This window comes from Saccharothrix sp. CCNWYY140, from assembly GCF_037401995.1.
In the GTDB taxonomy this organism is placed as follows: Bacteria; Actinomycetota; Actinomycetes; order Mycobacteriales; family Pseudonocardiaceae; genus Actinosynnema.
On the sequence record NZ_JBBEGC010000004.1, the window covers coordinates 45,249 to 61,578 of the forward strand.

Below are 16,330 nucleotides of genomic sequence, written 5' to 3' on the forward strand. Positions count from 1 at the left end.
TTGTCGCCGGGTTAGGCTGACGCCATGTCCGAGGACGCCGGGACGCTCGCCGCCAAGGTGGACCACCTGTTCCGCACCGTGCGCCCGCACGACGGCGGCGAGTACTCCTTCGACGAGGTCGCCCGCGCCATCCGCGACAAGGGCGGCCCGACGATCTCCGCCACCTACCTCTGGCAGCTGCGCAAGGGCATCCGCGACAACCCGACCAAGCGCCACCTGGAGGCGGTCGCCGGGTTCTTCGGCGTGCCGCCCGCGTACTTCTTCGACGACGCCGAGACCGAGCGCATCGACGCGCAACTGGCCCTGCTCACCGCGCTGCGCGACGCACCGGTGCGGCAGATCGCGTTGCGCGCCAACGGGTTGTCCGCCAGGAGCCTGGAAGCCATCGCCGACATGGTCGAGCGGGTGCGCGAGCTGGAAGGACTGCCCCAGCCCGAATCGCCGGACCCGCCGCCGTGACCCGGGCGCGGATGCGGCGCCGGCACGCGGCCCTGCTGCGCGAACTGCCCACACCCGTGCCCTTCGACGTCGGCCCGCTGTGCCGGGCCGTCGCCGACGCCCGCGGCAGGCCGATCCGGTTGATCCCCGTGGCCGGTCTCACCGGCGTGTGCGGCCTGTGGATCGCCACGGACACCACCGACCTGATCTTCCACGAGAGCGACACCACCCCGCCCCACCGCGACCACATCGTCCTGCACGAGCTCGCGCACGTGCTGTGCGACCACTACCCGGCCTCGGTGTCACTGGCCGAACGGGCGCGGCTGCTGCTGCCCGACCTCGACCCCGCCCTCGTGCAGCGCGTCCTGGGGCGCGCCGGCTACTCGACCGCGGAGGAACGGGAGGCCGAACTGCTCGCCTCCCTCATCCGCCAGCGGGACGTGCCCACCGGATCGCTGCGCACCGCGTTGGAGGGCGCCCGATATGGGTGAGGCGCTGATGGGTGAGGCGCTGCATGGTGGAGCGCTGCATGGGTGAGGCGCTGCGGCACTGGGGACCGGCCGCCCTGGCCTGGGCGCTGGTGCTGACCTCCGGCAGCAGGGACCGCACGCGGGTGTGGCTGCGCTGGGTGCTGGTGGGCCTGGCGTGCTCGCTGACCGTGCAGGTGCCGGCCGTCTACGCGGCACTGGGGCAGGCGACCGGTGTCTCCCACGCACCCCGGCTGATCAGCCACACCGGCATGGTGCTCACCGCGTGGGCCGCCCAGGAGTTCATCGCCCGTGTCGACGGCCGACCGCGTGGCCCCCGGTGGCAGACGTGGTGGGTGATTTCCGGGTTCGCGGTGATGTGCGCGTTGTTCGCCGCGCTGCCCGACCTGCTCCCCCAGTCCCCGTGGGTCATGGAGTACTGCCTGGCCTACGCCGCCACCCAGGCGCCCGCGCTGGTCTCCGTCATCCACTTCGGCCTGCGCCACGCCCGCCGGGCGCCCGACCACGCCATCCGCGTCAGCCTGCGGGTGTTCACCGCGGGGACCGCGCTCGGCTTGCTGTACCTCGCCAACAAGACCGTGCTGGCCGTTTCGCCGCGCCTGGGCTTCGAATTCCCCTTCGGCCGCACGGTCCTGCCCGGCAAGGTGCTCCCGACCACCTCGTACGTGCTCGTCCTGCTCGGCGCCGCCCTGCCCGCCGCCCTGGGCTGGCTGCACCACCACCGCCTGTACCGCCGGCTCGGCCCGCTGTGGCGCGCCCTGTACCGGGCCGACCCCGCGATCGCACTGGACCGGACGACCGTGCCCGACGTCCTGGTGCTGCGCCACCTGCGATTGCGGCTGTACCGCAGGGTCATCGAAATCCGCGACGGCCTGCTCGCCCTCCAGCCCTACCGCCCCTACCCGACCGCACGAACCCCTGACGCCGCAACAGAAGCCGCGACCATCGCCGCCGCCCTCCACGCCCGCTCCACAGGTGCACCACCCCACCCGCACCCCGCCACCCCGTCGGGAGGCACCGACCTGGTGGACGACACCCTGTTCCTCAGCGAGGTCTCCACCGCCTTCCACCGGACAACGAGCGGCAGACCGCTCCCCCGGTGACCCCTCGGCCGACGCCCGAAAGGATCAGTCCGGGTACTCCGACGGCGGATTGGCAGCCGCCATGTGGCCGGTCGAAGATTCCCTGGGTTTTGCACCGGTTCGGCTCGCCAGTTCGGGAGGTACTCGATGAAGCATCCCCTCGACCCGATCACCGGACGCGTGCCGCGCCGGTCCCGCGCGGTGGCCGTGCTCGTCGCCGCCCTGCTGATGACGTGGACGCAGTGGCCCACCGCGCACGCGGCGACCGGTGACCTGACCTGCACCGGCAACTTCCAGTTCAACTTCACCCCGCCGCTGACCGCCACCAACACCACCTCCACCGCCGACGTGGGCGGCGGGCTGGTGGACTGCGTGTCACCCAACGGCCAGTACACCCGCCTCAAGTCAGGCGTCCGCACCGGCACCGGAACGGTCACCAGGCCGCTGGGCACCGCCCCCTGCGCGCCCGCGATGACGATCACCGAAGGCGCCGTCCTCACCTGGAACACCGGCGAGAAGAGCAAGTTCCGCATCACCGTCAACACCGACCCGACCGCGGACCGGCTGACCATCAGCGCCTACTTCACCAGCGGCCCCCTGGCCGGCGACACCGCCAACGCCTACCCGATCGTGCTGCACACCAACGCCGACTGCGCGGTCAACGGCCTCACCCAACTCACCTCCGACCTGCTCCAGGTCACCTGGGAGTAGCCACAGCCGCGTCGGTCAGTGCGCCGCCTCGTAGTCGGCCCGGAATCGTCGTCGAAATCAGCTTCACACGCCCGGACGGGAGTTGCGCCGGATCGCCGCGCGGAGGAACGCCACGCCCAAGGCCTCCCACTGGTCGGGCGGATAAAGGCCGGGCAGGGTGCGGAACTCCGTGACCAAGCCGCCGCGGGCGCCCGCGCCCACCACGGCAGGTGCGCCGCCGGGGGCGTGCAGGCCGCCGACGACGCCGGGGGCGGGTGCGGGGAGGCCGCCCAGGTGGGCGCCGGTGCGGGCCGGGCCGACGCCGGTGGCGCCCAGCAGGGGGCGGCCGGTCAACGGGGTCACGCCGCCGGCGAGGTTGGCCAGGTGTCCGCCGGTCGGCGCCACGACGGTCCAGGGGTTGGTCGCGACGTCGTGCGCGGTGGCCAGGTGCGCGCCGAACACCGCCGTGCCGCCGCCCGCCCCCGGGCCGACCGGGCGGCCGACCAGTGCCAGGACGTGTTCCAGGATGGCCTGGGAGCGGGCGTTGAAGACGGCGATCTCGGCGGCGGTCAGGCCGTAGTGCGTGGCGACGGCGGGCGGGGTCTTCATCAGCAGGGGCGTGAGGTTCTTGAGGCTGCCGCCCAACCCGGCCGCGTGCGCGCGGGCCAGGTAGAGGGCCATGTGGGTCACCCAGCCGCGGATGCCGCGCAGGTTGCCCGCCTGCTGGACCACCGGCGCGGGCAGCGGGGGCGCGACGATCCCGCCGGCCCCGGCGGGCAGGTTGCCCGCGATGATGTCCGCGGTGACGGTCCGGCCCACGGCGACCGCGAGCCGCATGTGCGCCTTGATGTCCCGGAAGATCTGCTGGTCACCGGGCGGGACGCGCTTGGCCTTCGCGAAGCGCGAGTCGGCGTACCACTTCATCATGCTGTGGTACTCGCGCAGGTCGATGCCGAGGTTGACCTGGACGCTGCCCAGCCAGTTGTGGTGCGGCAGGCGTGCCGCGAGCGGGGCGCCGTAGGTCATCGGGCCGATGTGGCGGTTGGCGAGGCCGCCGGGTGGCGCGGCGCGCGTGGTCATCCCCGCGGTGGCGGCCTCCACGGCCGTGATCCAGTTGCGGACGTTCTGGACGACCTGGCGGAACTGGGGCACGGTGTCCGCGGCGTTGGCGTCGGTGACGATCTCCAGGATCGTGTCGATGCCGGCCTCGGGCAGCGGCTGCTGGAACGCGGGTTGCGTCACCACGCGGTTGTCGTGGTCGGCCTCGACGTGGAACCCGTTGGCGAGCGGCCGGACGATGGTGCCGTACTGCATCCACCCGTTCGCCTGCGCGTACGCCGCCGCGCCGAGCCGGTTCGGCGGCACAGCCGCCTCGAAGGCGGCCAGGTTCGCCGCCTGCGGCGCGGTGAGCCGGTCGGCCGGGATGGAGACCTCGATCTCCAACCCGATCGCCCGCTGGACCACGGGCATCCGGCGCAACGCCGCGCAGGTGGCGGCGTTGCCCGCGCCGCGTTGGAGGGCCAGCAGGCCGGCTGGGGCCGGTCGGGGTCTGCGGACCGGCTCAGGCTGTGGCACGGGCGGTGTGCGGTCTTCACGGGCGGTGCCCATGCCCCCAAGCTCCGCCGGGCGTCCGACGAGCACAACGCCCCCGCGCCCCGTCCCGCGGGCAGCCTCCGCCGCCCATTCGGGCGAGCGGGTCGGAACGTTCAGTCCACCGCTGGGCTCCGACGAGCGGTCACCGGGTGGCGCGCGGCGGGGTCGGCTTGCCCAGCCTCAACCCCAGCGCGGTCATCCCGATGCCGAGCACGAGGTGCAGCCAGTTGTCGGCGTCGTTGACGGGCAGGCCGTTGGCGGCGCTGTCCTCGTCGATCAACAACCCGTACAGCCACAGCAGCAGGTAGAGCACGCCGCCGGTGACCAGGAAGAGGGTCGCGCTGCGCACCGACCTGCCCAGGAGCACACCGGTGACGCCGAACGCGAGGTGGACGAGGTTGTGCACGACCGACACCTCGAACACGCCGAACAGCAGGGCGTGCGAGTGCCGACCCGCCAACCGCAACTCTTCGTAGTCGGCCGTCACCCACGGGATGAACCCCGCCACGCCGACCACGATGAACAGCGCGCTCACGGCCAGGGTCGCCACACGCACCGGGGAAGGTGCGGTCATCCGCGCTCGGGACATCCCGACTCCTGTCAAGAAGAGCACCACCGGCGACTATCCGGAAGTACTACCCCACCGAGACGAACGAGAAACGGGCACAGCCGGTCTGCGCGGCGGGCACACTCCGGCCCGCCACGACCACCCACCGACGCCGTCACCCCACCCCACGCCCCATCGCGGCCAACAGCGCCGTCAGCGACGTGGTGCACACCGCGATGGAGGAATCACTTGTTCCGTACGGGATCACGAGCGTGTCGCCGTGCAGCAGACCTCCGCACGAGTACACGACGTTGGGCACGTACCCGTCACGCTCCTCGCCGGAAGGAACCAGCAGCGGGTCGGGCAGGCTCGCCAGCACCCGCTCGGGGTGGTCGAGGTCGAGCAGCATCGCGCCGATCGAGTAGACCCGCATCGGGCCCACGCCGTGGGTGAGCACGAGCCAGCCCTCGTCGGTCTCGATGGGCGAGCCGCAGTTGCCGACCTGCACCAGCTCCCAGTCCCGGGACGGCGCCGCCACCCGGCGTGGCGACGTCCAGCAGCGGAGGTCGTCGGAGGTCGTGACGAAGGTGCTCTCCCCGTCGCCGCGCGACAGTGCCGCGTACCGGCCGCCGATCCGCCGGGGGAACAGCGCCATGCCCTTGTTGCGCGCGCCCGGACCAGTGGTCTGGGTGACGCGGAAGGTGCGGAAGTCCTTGGTCTCCAACAGTTGTGGCGCGACGTCCACGCCGTCGTAGGCGGTGTAGGTGGCGTAGTGGGTCCGTTCGCCGTCGTCGTCGGTGAAGCGCACGAACCGGGCGTCCTCCATGCCCTGCCGCTCGGACGGGCCGGTGGGCCACAGCACCCGTTCGCTCAGCGAGGTGTCCTCGGCGAACTCGGCGGTGTAGCTGCACGCGGCGATCCACCGGATCAGCTCGATGGTGCGGTGCGCCTCCTGCCGGGCGACCAGGCGCGGGTGCAGGGTGGCCAGCAGCAGGTCCAGCTCGCCGCCGGTGAAGCGCTCGGGCAGGTACCGGTTGAGCACGGCGGAGACCTCGTCGTCGTGGCCGAACTCGGCGAGCTTGCCCCGGAACAGCGCCTTCTCGTGCACCGGCTCGCGCCGCACGCCGACCGTGGCGAACGCCGAGGGCGGGGTGACGGCGAGCGTGCCGTCGGGTGCGATCACGGCGGTGCGGAACCCGATCGAGGACATGTGACCCTCACCGATGCCGCGCACGCTGAGCACGCACCGCAGGTGGCCGCGCGGCACGCCCTCCTGGTCGGGGTGCACCACCAGCGACGGGTTGCACAGCGCCGCGCCCTCCACGGAGTACTCGTGGGTGAAGTACGCGCCGATCAGCATCCGCCGCGCTTCGGTCAGCTCCACGCCGGGGTCGAGGCGGTGGCCGACGCTCGCGAAGTGGTCGGCGAAGGTCTCGCGCAGGTCGCGGTGCCGCCGCGCGAACGACCGCACCGTGCGGGTCAGCGCGGCCTCCACGGCGGGCTCGTCCAACGCCATCACCCGCCGGACCACGGCCGCGGAACGGGACTCGTGCTCGGGCTTCTCCTCCCCCGGCACGAACAGCCTGGTGACGACCCGGCGCGGGTCCGGCCGCAGCCGCACCCGGCCCCGGGTCACCAGGGCGCTCACCCGGCGCTCCCGGTGAACGCGCGGGCGTGCTGGAGGGTCGAGATCAGCGCCAGCGTGGACTCGGCGCCCTGGTTGGGGTTGCGCCCGTCGTGCGACAGGCCGTCGCACCCGCCGCCGGTCTCGTCGTCCAGCAGCGGCACCCCGGTGTCGTTGTCGCCGCCGAACCACGCCACCGCGCGCCGGACCCCGGCCAGCCACGCCCGCTCCCCGGTCGCCCGGTGGGCGCGGGCGCAGGCGTCGGCGAGCGCGGCGGCTTCGAGGGGCTGCTGGTCGAACGCCGGGCGGTGCTCGCCGGCGCGCCACCCGTGCACGGGCGTGGGCGAGAGCCGGTCGCCGTGGGTCTCCGCGGCCAGCAGCCACGCCAGCAGCCACAGGCCGTCGTCGAGGACTTGGCGGTCGCGCAGGAGTTCGCCGGCGGCGATGAGCGCTTCGGGCAGCACGGCGTTGGCGTAGAACAGGCGTGCCTCGGGCCACGGCCACGGCACCGCCCGGTCCGGCCCTCCGACGACGGCGGGGATGTCCGCCAGCAGCTTCACCGACAGCTCGTGGTCCGGCACCGCGCGCAGCACCTCGGCCGCGCCCAGCGCGGCGAAGCACATCGACCGCACCGACGGCGGGCGGTGGTGGGCGCTCGCGTCGAAGCGGGCCAGGGCCGCCGCGCGCAGCCACGGCAGCGGCGCGCGGGCGGCGGCGGTGCCCAGGCCCCACAGGGCGCGGCCCCACCAGTCGCCCAGACCCGGCTCGTCGCGCCACACCCGGTCGTGCCCGAGCCGGTTGTGGAAGCGCCCGTCCGCGGTCTGCGCGTGGGCGGTGAAGGCGAGGTAGCGCTCCAGCAGCGCGACCAGCTCGGCGGACGGGTCCGGCTCGCGGCACAGCACGACCAGCCCGCGGGCCACGTCGTCCAGGCAGTAGCCGTGCTCGCGCAGCGGCAGCGGACCCAGGGCGTGCTCGTGCAGGCCCACGTCGTCGCTGAGCCGGACCAGGTGGGCGAAGCTCGGGCCGGTCACGGGGTGGCCACGACCCGGGCGGCGGTGAGCCGCTCGGCCAGGCCGAGGTAGCGGCGCGCGACCGCGGGCCAGCTCACGCTCGGCGCGAGCCGCCGGGCCCGCTCGCCCATCCCCGCGGCCAACCCCGGATCGGTCAGCACGCGCCGCAGCGCGGCGGCGATGGCCACCGGGTCGCGGTGCGGCACCACCAGCCCCGCCCCGCCCGCCAGCAGTTCGACCGCGTGCGGGAACTCCGTCGCGACCACGGGTCGGCCGGCGCCCACGGCCTCGATGAGGACACCGGAGGTGACCTGTTCGGAGGACTCGTAGGGCAGCAGCACCACGTCGGCGCGGCCGACCAGCTCGGCCAGCGCGTCCACCGGCCGGTAGGTCGCGTCGAACTCGACCAGGTCGGCGACCCCGAACGCGGCGGCCCGCGCACCCAGGTGCGTGCGGTAGGCCTCGCCCTCGGACGCCAACACCTTCGGGTGCGTCTGACCGGCCACCAGGTAGCGCGGGTTCAGGTCCCGCAGCATCCCCAGGGCGGAGATGCCCCACTCGACGCCCTTGCCACGCCCGAGCAGCCCCCACGTGAGGATCAGCGGCCGGTCGGCGCGCGGCGGCGGTTCGGTCGTGGGGGTGTCGACGGGCAGCGCCCCGTGCGGGATGACCACCACGTCCTCGGCGCGTGCGACGGCGTACCCGGCGAGCAGCCGGTCCCGTGCCGCTTCCGACATGGTCACCACCGCGTCCGCTTGGCCGACCACGTCCTCCAGCACCTGGCGTTGCCCTGGTGTGGGCTCGGTGAGGACGGTGTGCAGCACGACGACCACCGGGACGCGCAGCCGGGCGAGCACACCGAGCACGTCCTCGCCGTCGCGGCCGGCGTAGATGCCGTACTCGTGCTGCACCACGACCACGTCGCAGTCGTTGAGCACGTCCGCGCCCGCCTCGACACCACCGGCGACCATCTCGTGCACCACGGGCGACGTCGGGCCGTGCGGCCGGTCGGTGTCGGAGAGCACGCGGACGACCCTCCCGCGACCTCCCGGTGTCGCGGCGACCAGGTGGTCGAGCAGCGCGGCGGTGAACGTGGCCAGACCGCATTGCGTCGGGGGGTACGTGCTGAGGAACCCGTAGGTTCGAGCCATGCCAAGACCTTTCGAGGTGGAGGAGCGGCGACGGCGGTCACGTCCCCGGGCGGGTGATCCGACGCTACGCCGCGCCGGCGGAATTGCCGCTGAGATTCCGCTGAGAACAATCGAAAACCACCGGAACGCCGGAAATTCGCGCGCGGACTTCCGACCCGGCCACGGTGAATTCGAGCTTTTCCGCCACCGCCCGGACAATCAGACGAGCGGTGCGTTGTCAGTGCCGGCCGGCAGGAGTTGCGCCTCCCCGTGCGGCCTCACGCCCGGCGCGTGCCGCCGTCAGGAGCCCGGGAGGCGGTGACCCGGAGGCGCGGCCCGGGCCGGCACGCCGTCGACGTGGACGTACAGGTCGAACGCGAGGAGCAGTCCGGCGACCGCCAACGGCCGCAGGACCGGGCGGGTGCGGGCGACGAGGCAGAAGCGCACCCCGAACGCGTCCGCCTCGGACCGGGCCTCCACCAGCGCGGCGAGCCCCGCCGCGCCGAGGAAACCGACCTCGCCGAGGTCGGCGACCAGGTCCGGACCGGCCGGGCGCAGCTGCGCCACCAGGCTGTCGCGCAGCCGCGGCGCCGTCCAGAGGTCCACTTCCCCGGAGACCGCGCACACCACGGTGGACGACGACAGCGTCCGGGTCACGACCGTGAACAGTCGAGCGGACGCCAGCCCGGAGCTCAGGAGGGCGGCATCGGGCGGAAGTGGACGAGCGGGACTACGAGCGGGGATGGCCATGAGGGTCCTCTCACCTGGAGGTGGCCGTCCGCGGGGTCCGGGCGGAGGAACTCGCCACGCACAGCATAGAGCCGGGCGAGAACCCCGAACAAGGCCGTTTCAAACCTCACCGGGTGAAATTCTCGAGAAAATCGGCCGGGCTGCGGCGGTCGAACCGAAAAAACGACCGAAGCCGGTCGGTCGGCGAATTTCGGCGTAGGGTGGGACGTACCGATGCGCCTTGACCGCCGACATCCCAGCCGGCGCCACCGGCGGGCGCACGACGACGTCCGGCAGAGCCTGGCGGACCGGAGACGGGGACCACCCCGATGACCACGAACCTCACCGACCCGACCACCGAGGACGTCCTGACGACGGCCGACGGGGCCACGCGCGGCCTGCGAGCGGCACTGCGCGAACCACGACGCCCGGCGCACCCCGCCGAAGGCAGCGCGTCGTGACCACCACACCGGACCCCTCGGCCCCACAGCCACCACCCGTCCCCCAGCCCGCCGACACCACCGCGGCCCGCAGCCCGTGGTGGCGCAGGCGTGTCCGCGTGAACGCGAGCCGCCGCCGGCGGTCGCGCTCCACCGGTCGCTGACCGGCCGGCGCACGTCGGCGAGTTCGCACGTGATGCCCGGTCGGTGCGCGTAGTGCTCGGCACCGACCGGGCATCGTCGTTCAGGTCGTCACCTCTTCAGACGTGCTCGCTGACGTGCGACGCCGATGAGCGCGGCACCGAGTGCCACGAACAGGGCACCCAGGCTGATCAGCAGGCCGACGGGAGACGTCGATCCGGTGGCCGCCAGCCCCGTGGGATGTGGCGGCACGTGCTCCGTCGGCCTGAAGTCGCCGGGCTTGGGTGTCGTGCTGGGAACCACACCACCGCCGTGCGAGGTCGTGGTGGTCGTGCCGGACGTGGGGGCGCTCGTCGTGGTGCCCGTGGTCGTGCCCGACGTCGTGGTGCCCGTGATCGTACCAGTGGTCGTACCGGTCGTGGTGGTGCCCGTGGTCGTACCGGTCGTGGTCGTGCCAGTCGTGGTCGTGCCAGTGGTCGTACCGGTGGTAGTCGTGCCAGTCGTCGTCGTGCCGGTAGTTGTCGTGCCGGTGGTCGTCGTGCCGGTAGTTGTCGTGCCGGTGGTCGTCGTGCCGGTAGTTGTCGTGCCGGTGGTCGTCGTGCCGGTGGTCGTCGTGCCGGTCGTCGTGGTGCCGGTGGTCGTGGTGCCGGTGGTCGTGGTGCCGGTGGTCGTCGTGGTCGTGTCGGTCGTGGTCGTCGTGGTGTCGGTCGTGGTGGTGGTGTCGGTGGTCGTGGTCGTGGTGTCCGTCGTCGTGGTGGTGGCGTCCGTCGTGGTTGTGGTGGTCGTGGTCGGGATGACCTCGCACAGGTCGGTGGTGAAGGTGTTGTCGTCCAGGGTGACCGAGCCGTTGCGTGCGAGCGCCCGGCCTTGGACGTCCGCGCCCGTGTTCGCCGAGATCGACGTCAGCGCCATGATCGTGCCGACGAAGTCCGAGTTCGTGCCCAGGGTCGCGGAACTGCCGACCTGCCAGAAGACGTTGCACGCCCGAGCGCCGTTGACGAGGTTGATCGAGCTGTTCGAGGCGGTGATCAACGTCGAGGCCACCTGGAAGATCCAGACCGTGTTCGGGTCCCCCTGGCCGTCGAGGGTCATCGCCCCGGACAGCCCGAGCGCCCCGGGCGCCCGGTAGACGCCTCCGACCAACGTCAGTCCGACGAGGTCGGCCGGGACCTCGGCGGTGGGCGCGCGGCCCGCGGCGTCGTTGTAGGCGACTGTCAGGTCGGACTGCGCTTGAGCGGCCACCGCGTCGTTGTTGTGGATGGTGCCGCCGACGATGCCGGGCGGGAAGCCTGTGATGCTGGTACCCGGACTCACGCCGAGGTCTCTGTTCAACGTGCTGTCACCGGTGTTGGTGACCGACGCACCTCCCAGTACCGAGAAGCTCTCCGCGGTGCCCAGGTCCACCGGCGCCTCGACGGCGTGCGCTTCGGGTGGTCTCGACAACGTGCCGAAGAGGATCAGGGTGCCGAGTACGGCACCGACGGCCAACAGCGCGGCCCACCTGAGGTGCCGGGACACCTCTGGCGACGCCGCTGTGGGTATGCGGTTCATCCGTGTTGCCCTCGGTCGATCAGTCAACCGGCCGGCACCAGCACCGGCCCGCCCAAGTGATCGAGGTCTTCCGCACACGCGGACATGCGACCGGGCCACGAGTCCACTGTGGACCAGCCAATGACCCGGTTCGGCGGCCCCGGCCACCGTCGGCAGACGCTAGGGGCGCTGAATGCGGAACGCCACGCGAAAATCGGGCGAACAGCGCGAACAACGCAAATGTCCACTCGAACGAGTTACCCATGCCGCCAGGCGAGTCCACAGAGGATTGCTCACCCGAATATTGCGGACTTCTTTCGCGCAAGATCCCGTCGACACCATCGAGTGACAACGGGATCCACAGTGGCCACGGTGGGGCGGCGCGGGTCGTCCGACGGGCGGCTCGACCGGCTCAGCTCAACGGGTCCACAGTGGACACCGTGGACCCGTGGACGGACTTGTCGACGAAGGCCGGCACCGACGGACGGATCCGGGACTTCACGACCCGGGCGGTGGGCGGCGCGGGGGAGGCCGGAGCTCCGAACGCCCGCTGGGCGGCCTCCGGAATCCTCCGGTCGAGGGTCAGCGCACCTTCTCCGGGATGTGGTCCAGCACGTCCAGCACGTGCACGGCGAGAGCGCGGGCGTCCTGCCGGCTGAGTCGGGAATGCGCCGTCAGCGCTTCCCGGACCAGCTCGACCCTGCGCTCGTAGGTGGACACGTAAGTCGAAGTCGTCATGATGTGCTCCTGGTCGTCTGCTGCGGGACCCGACCACCGTCCGTTTCCCAGCCCGCGAGGGCGGACAGGTCGGCCGGGTGTGGGGTCGAGGTGCCCGCGCCGAGGTCGGCCGCGGGCTGGGCGGTGGCGCGCTCCGCGGCGAGGGCCGTGGCCCGGTGCGCGGTGGCCCGGTCGGTGGTCGACGGCACGGCGAGCAGCGTGCGGCGGTGCCCGTCCGCCGCGACCCGGTCCAAGGTGTGCGCGGTGGACCCCTCCGGCCGGCCGCGGCGGGGCGTGGGGTTCCACTCGGAGAGGATGTAGTTCACCCGCAGGGCGTCACCCAGCCGTGCCGCGAGCACCGCGAGCGACGCGGGCAGTCCGGCGACGAGGTCGACCGATCGCGGCCACCAGTCGCGGTCGAGGTGCCCCGTGGGGAGGAACGCCTCCAGCCGCGGCCGTCGGGGGTGCCGTTCGGTGCGCGGTGGGGTGGGGGGAAGGTGGGGTGCCGACACCATGTCGGACTCCCGTCTCCGGCCGGGGAAAGGCCGGTGCCAGGTTTCGCCGAGCACGACGTGGGCTTGACCGCCCAGGTACGGGATGTTCTCGACAAGTCGATCCTACCCGCCTGGTGGCGTGATCGACGAAATAGCTCCGGGGTGTTTTTTCGCGGTCGCCGTCCAAAGCCGCACGAAAATCCCCGGAAAACGCCGGGAATTCGTCCTCCGGTTTGCCCCGACCACGCCCACGGGTACCCTGACGAGCGTGGCGACCCGACGGGACCGCCTGCCGCACCGGCACCCCGCCCGATCCCACACCCATCGCCCCGGACCCCGGCGACGGCAGAAGCGAACGCCGTTCCCGGAGGTACCCACGTGAACTCGAAACTCCGACCGGACGCACCCCGAGCCGAGACCGCGCCGCGCCCGATGCTGGCCGGCGAGAAGACGTCGGCCGAGATGTTCCTGGTCAAGCTGTTCGCCGTCGTCCCGGCGCTGGCCCTGGCCGCGGCGGTGCCGCTGGCGTGGGGCTGGGGGTTGGGCTGGGTGGACGTCGGCCTCGCCGTGTTCTTCTACACCCTCACCTGCCTCGGGGTGACGGTCGGCTTCCACCGCCACTTCACCCACGGCGCGTTCAAGGCCACCCGCGCGCTGCGGATCGGGCTCGCCGTGACCGGCAGCATGGCCATGCAGGGGCCGGTCATCGGCTGGGTCGCCGACCACCGCCGCCACCACGCCTACGCCGACCGCGAGGGCGACCCGCACTCACCGTGGCTGTTCGGCACCTCGGCGCGCGCGCTGGCCAAGGGCTTCTGGCACGCCCACATGGGTTGGCTGTTCCAGCGGGAACTGACCAACGCCGCCCGCTTCGCCCCCGACCTGCTCGCCGACGACGACATCCGGCGCGTCGACCGCTGGTTCCCCGCGCTGACCGCCGTGACGCTGCTCGCGCCCGCGCTCGCCGGCGGGTTGCTCACCTGGAGCTGGTGGGGCGCGCTGACCGCGTTCTTCTGGGCGGGCCTGGTGCGCGTCGCCGTGCTGCACCACGTCACCTGGTCGGTGAACTCGATCTGCCACATGATCGGCGACCGGCCGTTCACCTCGCGCGACAAATCCGCCAACTTCTGGCCCCTGGCGATCCTGTCGATGGGCGAGTCCTGGCACAACTCCCACCACGCCGACCCGACCTGCGCCCGCCACGGCGTGCGGCGCGGCCAGATCGACGTCTCCGCCCGGCTGATCCGGGTCTTCGAGGTGCTCGGCTGGGCCACCGACGTCCGCTGGCCCAGGCCGGAGCGCCTGGCCCGCAACCTCAAGGCCACCGCGTCCTGACACCCGCGGCGGCTCCCGCACGACACTCCACAAAGGACGGACAACGCATGCGCGAGACCCCCGAAGGCGACCGGATCGTGGCCGAGCGCCTCCAGCTCGCGACCGGGTTCCACGCGTCCGAACGAGACTGGGTCACGGTGCACCTGGCCGCCCTCGGCTCGCGGTTGCGGTCCTTCCGCGCGGACCAGGTCGACCTGGAGATCAGCGTGAAGGACCGCGACGGCGTCGAGCAGCGCGTCACCCTGGAGTGCTGGGTCAACCGGACCCCGCGCCTGCACCTGGTGGCCACCTCCGCCAAGCGCGACCTGCCCGCGGCGCTGAGCGAGGTCCGCGACGAGTTGGTCCGGCAGGTCGACGACGCCAAGACGCGCACCGAACCGCGGCACAACCGCGCGCTGAGGGTGGTGCCCGAACCCGAGCAGGACTAGCCCCCGGACGACCCGCCACCCCGGCCCGGCCGGGTCACGCCGACGGGACGGCGGGAGCCGGCCGGAAGGCGTGGATGCGCTTCACCAGCGCCCGTGCGCCGGGGTGGCGGCGGCGTCGTGCGGCCTCGTCGCGCAGCGGTCGCAGTCGCTGCACCGTCCGGGTCGAGGTCAACGCCTCGCTCCGGTCGACCGCCTCGTTGCCCAGGTCGACCGCCGCGTCCACCTGGTCGTCGAGCAGGTGGCAGGTCGCGAAGGAGATGAGGCTGAACACCCTGCTGCGCTCCATGCCCGACCCGTAGCCGTCGAGGGCGGTCGACAGGACGGCCGCGGCGAACTCGGCGTAGCGGAGGTCCGCGGTCCGGGCCAGTTCGGTGTAGGCGACGCCGGTGATCGCGCTCAGGTCGGTGGCGGTGAAGAACGCCGCCCACGCCGGGACCGGCTCGTCCGACGCCCGCACGAAGTCCTCCCGGGCACGGGCCAGGGAGGTCGCCACGTCGTCCGACCGTCCCAGCCGGGCCTGCGCCCAGGCCTGGTTGGCGGCGATCACCGCCGCCGACAGCGCGGACCCACCGGCCGCGGCGGCCCGCTCGCCGAGCTGGAACTCGGCCATCGCCCGCCCGATGTCGTTGTGGTGCAACGACACCCGTCCCAGCCGGTAGTAGACGTTGGACGTCAGCGCCAGGTGCCCACCCGCCGCCGCCACGGTCAGCGCCGTGCGGAAGTGCCGCACCGCCTCCCGCGCCAGCCCGGTGTCGAAGCAACACCACCCCGCCAGGTTGTGCAGGTCGGCCACGGCGACGCTCAGCGGCCCGGAGACGTCGTCGGCCCGGGGGCGGCCGAGCAGCGCCAAGGCGGACGGCAGGCGGGACACCGCGATCTCGCGGCAGCGGCCACCGCCGTGGCGGTAGTCGAGCGCGCGGAGGTCGGCGGTGAACGCCAGCAGGGATTCCACGTCGGCCATGACGACCCGCCCCGGCACGTGCCACGGCCTGCCCGGTTCCGAATCGGGCGTCGCACCGTCGCGCTCGGACACGGTTCCTCCGGCGGGTCGCCGACACGAAGGCGGCTCACCGGGGGTCCGGGGCGAACGACCAAGGGCCGCCAGTCTGGCACACCCCCGGGTGCGCCGGCCATCGGTCGACGGGGTCAGCGGCGCTGTGGTCCGGGCGCGCCGAGCAGTGCCGGGGTGTCGATGTCGCCCGCGATGACGTCCTGGGCGACGCTGCTCAGCTTGAGGTTGTGCCCGCGGGCGTAGCCGCGCAGCGCGGCGAACGCGGTGTCCATGTCGACCTGGAGGCGTTCGGCGACCAGCCCCTTGGCCTGTTCGACGACCACCCGGCTGTTCAGCGCGGCCTGGAGTTGCTCGGTCAGCACCTGGTGGTGGTGGATCGACCGTTGTTGCAGCAGGCCGATGGTGGCCACGTCGACCAGCGCGGTGGCGGTGCGCAGCGCGCCGGCGTCCAGCTCGCCGGACCGGTTGCGGAAGAGGTTGAGCGCGCCGATCACGTCGTCGCGCAGGCGCATGGGCACCGCGTCCACGGCGGCGAACCTCGCCTCGGTGGCCGCCGCGGTGAACCGGGGCCAGCGCCCGCCCGCGTCGGACAGGTCGGGGTGGCTGACCCTGGCGCCGGTGGCGAACGCGTCCAGGCAGGGGCCCTCGTCGTTCTGCAACTGGAACAGCTCCAGCAGCCGCGCCTGCTCGTTGGACGACGCGATCAGCTGCAACCTGCCCCGCTGGTCGGCCAGCAGCAGGCCCGCGGCGTCGACGTCGAGCAGTTCGACGCACCGGTCCACGAGCATGTGCAGGAAGTCGATGACGTCGAAGTCGTCGACCAGGGTGTCGGCCAACTCGACGAACGTGTCGACGAGACGGTCACCGTCCATCGCAGCCACCTCCGCGGGTGTGTTCAGAGT

Annotated in this window: 18 protein-coding genes; 7 read left to right on the forward strand and 11 right to left on the reverse strand. The window is 72.8% G+C overall.

Annotation, left to right across the window (positions count from 1 at the left end):
• The first annotated feature begins 24 nt into the window (after positions 1-24).
• The 4 genes from WBN91_RS03660 to WBN91_RS03675 all read left to right on the forward strand — a co-directional run bounded on the left by WBN91_RS03660 (position 25) and on the right by WBN91_RS03675 (position 2,719).
• Complete coding sequence (locus tag WBN91_RS03660) at positions 25-459, forward strand: helix-turn-helix domain-containing protein (protein ID WP_337724167.1); 435 nt, start codon at positions 25-27, stop codon at positions 457-459.
• A gap of 11 nt (positions 460-470) precedes the next feature.
• On the forward strand, positions 471-929 hold the full coding sequence (locus WBN91_RS03665) for a hypothetical protein (protein WP_337724168.1): 459 nt from the start codon (positions 471-473) through the stop codon (positions 927-929).
• 38 nt (positions 930-967) lie between these two features.
• On the forward strand, positions 968-2,029 hold the full coding sequence (locus WBN91_RS03670) for an MAB_1171c family putative transporter (protein ID WP_337724169.1): 1,062 nt from the start codon (positions 968-970) through the stop codon (positions 2,027-2,029).
• Between the two features lie 126 nt (positions 2,030-2,155).
• Positions 2,156-2,719: a hypothetical protein gene (locus WBN91_RS03675; RefSeq protein WP_337724170.1), complete on the forward strand. Its 564-nt coding sequence runs from the start codon at positions 2,156-2,158 to the stop codon at positions 2,717-2,719.
• Positions 2,720-2,782: 63 nt separating this feature from the next.
• On the opposite strand, the gene WBN91_RS03680 is transcribed toward WBN91_RS03675, so the two are convergent.
• From WBN91_RS03680 to WBN91_RS03705, 6 genes are all read right to left on the reverse strand, one after another.
• Complete coding sequence (locus tag WBN91_RS03680) at positions 2,783-4,306, reverse strand: hypothetical protein (protein ID WP_337724171.1); 1,524 nt, start codon at positions 4,304-4,306, stop codon at positions 2,783-2,785.
• Positions 4,307-4,433: 127 nt separating this feature from the next.
• Positions 4,434-4,880 carry a DUF4383 domain-containing protein gene (locus WBN91_RS03685; protein WP_443217658.1) on the reverse strand — a complete coding sequence of 149 codons (447 nt, stop codon included), beginning with the start codon at positions 4,878-4,880 and terminating at the stop codon, positions 4,434-4,436.
• A gap of 133 nt (positions 4,881-5,013) precedes the next feature.
• The gene (locus WBN91_RS03690) at positions 5,014-6,486 is read right to left on the reverse strand and encodes a glycoside hydrolase family 130 protein (RefSeq protein WP_337724172.1); all 1,473 of its coding nucleotides are present in this window, start codon (positions 6,484-6,486) and stop codon (positions 5,014-5,016) included.
• Complete coding sequence (locus tag WBN91_RS03695; RefSeq protein WP_337724173.1) at positions 6,483-7,493, reverse strand: hypothetical protein; 1,011 nt, start codon at positions 7,491-7,493, stop codon at positions 6,483-6,485. The genes WBN91_RS03690 and WBN91_RS03695 overlap by 4 nt, the downstream gene beginning before the upstream one ends.
• Positions 7,490-8,623, reverse strand: coding sequence for a glycosyltransferase (locus WBN91_RS03700; protein ID WP_337724174.1), 1,134 nt, complete (start codon positions 8,621-8,623; stop codon positions 7,490-7,492). The genes WBN91_RS03695 and WBN91_RS03700 overlap by 4 nt, the downstream gene beginning before the upstream one ends.
• A gap of 279 nt (positions 8,624-8,902) precedes the next feature.
• Complete coding sequence (locus tag WBN91_RS03705) at positions 8,903-9,259, reverse strand: STAS domain-containing protein (protein WP_337724175.1); 357 nt, start codon at positions 9,257-9,259, stop codon at positions 8,903-8,905.
• A 401-nt stretch (positions 9,260-9,660) separates the two neighbouring features.
• Between WBN91_RS03705 and WBN91_RS03710 the strand changes: the two genes are divergently transcribed.
• A complete protein-coding gene (locus WBN91_RS03710; RefSeq protein ID WP_337724176.1) occupies positions 9,661-9,792 on the forward strand; it encodes a hypothetical protein in 132 nt (43 codons plus the stop codon).
• A gap of 231 nt (positions 9,793-10,023) precedes the next feature.
• Here WBN91_RS03710 and WBN91_RS03715 read toward each other — a convergent pair whose 3' ends face one another.
• From WBN91_RS03715 to WBN91_RS03725, 3 genes are all read right to left on the reverse strand, one after another.
• A complete protein-coding gene (locus WBN91_RS03715) occupies positions 10,024-11,400 on the reverse strand; it encodes an ice-binding family protein (protein WP_337724177.1) in 1,377 nt (458 codons plus the stop codon).
• 624 nt (positions 11,401-12,024) lie between these two features.
• Positions 12,025-12,180: a DUF6307 family protein gene (locus WBN91_RS03720; RefSeq protein WP_337724178.1), complete on the reverse strand. Its 156-nt coding sequence runs from the start codon at positions 12,178-12,180 to the stop codon at positions 12,025-12,027.
• Entirely contained in the window at positions 12,177-12,674 is a 498-nt protein-coding gene (locus tag WBN91_RS03725) for a DUF5994 family protein (RefSeq protein WP_337724179.1), read from the reverse strand. The genes WBN91_RS03720 and WBN91_RS03725 overlap by 4 nt, the downstream gene beginning before the upstream one ends.
• A gap of 411 nt (positions 12,675-13,085) precedes the next feature.
• Between WBN91_RS03725 and WBN91_RS03730 the strand changes: the two genes are divergently transcribed.
• Positions 13,086-13,988: an acyl-CoA desaturase gene (locus WBN91_RS03730; protein WP_337724205.1), complete on the forward strand. Its 903-nt coding sequence runs from the start codon at positions 13,086-13,088 to the stop codon at positions 13,986-13,988.
• Between the two features lie 47 nt (positions 13,989-14,035).
• A complete protein-coding gene (locus tag WBN91_RS03735; protein ID WP_337724180.1) occupies positions 14,036-14,416 on the forward strand; it encodes an HPF/RaiA family ribosome-associated protein in 381 nt (126 codons plus the stop codon).
• Between the two features lie 34 nt (positions 14,417-14,450).
• On the opposite strand, the gene WBN91_RS03740 is transcribed toward WBN91_RS03735, so the two are convergent.
• Entirely contained in the window at positions 14,451-15,449 is a 999-nt protein-coding gene (locus tag WBN91_RS03740; RefSeq protein WP_337724181.1) for a tetratricopeptide repeat protein, read from the reverse strand.
• Positions 15,450-15,562: 113 nt separating this feature from the next.
• Positions 15,563-16,300 (reverse strand): GAF and ANTAR domain-containing protein, encoded by a 738-nt coding sequence (locus WBN91_RS03745; RefSeq protein ID WP_337724182.1) that lies wholly within the window; start codon positions 16,298-16,300, stop codon positions 15,563-15,565.
• Positions 16,301-16,330: the final 30 nt, after the last annotated feature.

Bases quoted from the DNA above. Each gene is read 5' to 3' on its own strand.
- WBN91_RS03710 (WP_337724176.1), top strand. From the start codon at position 9,661: ATGACCACGAACCTCACCGACCCGACCACCGAGGACGTCCTGACGACG.
- WBN91_RS03680 (WP_337724171.1), bottom strand. From the start codon at position 4,306: ATGGGCACCGCCCGTGAAGACCGCACACCGCCCGTGCCACAGCCTGAG.
- WBN91_RS03685 (WP_443217658.1), bottom strand. From the start codon at position 4,880: ATGTCCCGAGCGCGGATGACCGCACCTTCCCCGGTGCGTGTGGCGACC.
- WBN91_RS03660 (WP_337724167.1), top strand. From the start codon at position 25: ATGTCCGAGGACGCCGGGACGCTCGCCGCCAAGGTGGACCACCTGTTC.
- WBN91_RS03735 (WP_337724180.1), top strand. From the start codon at position 14,036: ATGCGCGAGACCCCCGAAGGCGACCGGATCGTGGCCGAGCGCCTCCAG.
- WBN91_RS03675 (WP_337724170.1), top strand. From the start codon at position 2,156: ATGAAGCATCCCCTCGACCCGATCACCGGACGCGTGCCGCGCCGGTCC.
- WBN91_RS03665 (WP_337724168.1), top strand. From the start codon at position 471: ATGCGGCGCCGGCACGCGGCCCTGCTGCGCGAACTGCCCACACCCGTG.
- WBN91_RS03730 (WP_337724205.1), top strand. From the start codon at position 13,086: ATGCTGGCCGGCGAGAAGACGTCGGCCGAGATGTTCCTGGTCAAGCTG.
- WBN91_RS03670 (WP_337724169.1), top strand. From the start codon at position 968: ATGGGTGAGGCGCTGCGGCACTGGGGACCGGCCGCCCTGGCCTGGGCG.
- WBN91_RS03725 (WP_337724179.1), bottom strand. From the start codon at position 12,674: ATGGTGTCGGCACCCCACCTTCCCCCCACCCCACCGCGCACCGAACGG.
- WBN91_RS03700 (WP_337724174.1), bottom strand. From the start codon at position 8,623: ATGGCTCGAACCTACGGGTTCCTCAGCACGTACCCCCCGACGCAATGC.
- WBN91_RS03720 (WP_337724178.1), bottom strand. From the start codon at position 12,180: ATGACGACTTCGACTTACGTGTCCACCTACGAGCGCAGGGTCGAGCTG.
- WBN91_RS03745 (WP_337724182.1), bottom strand. From the start codon at position 16,300: ATGGACGGTGACCGTCTCGTCGACACGTTCGTCGAGTTGGCCGACACC.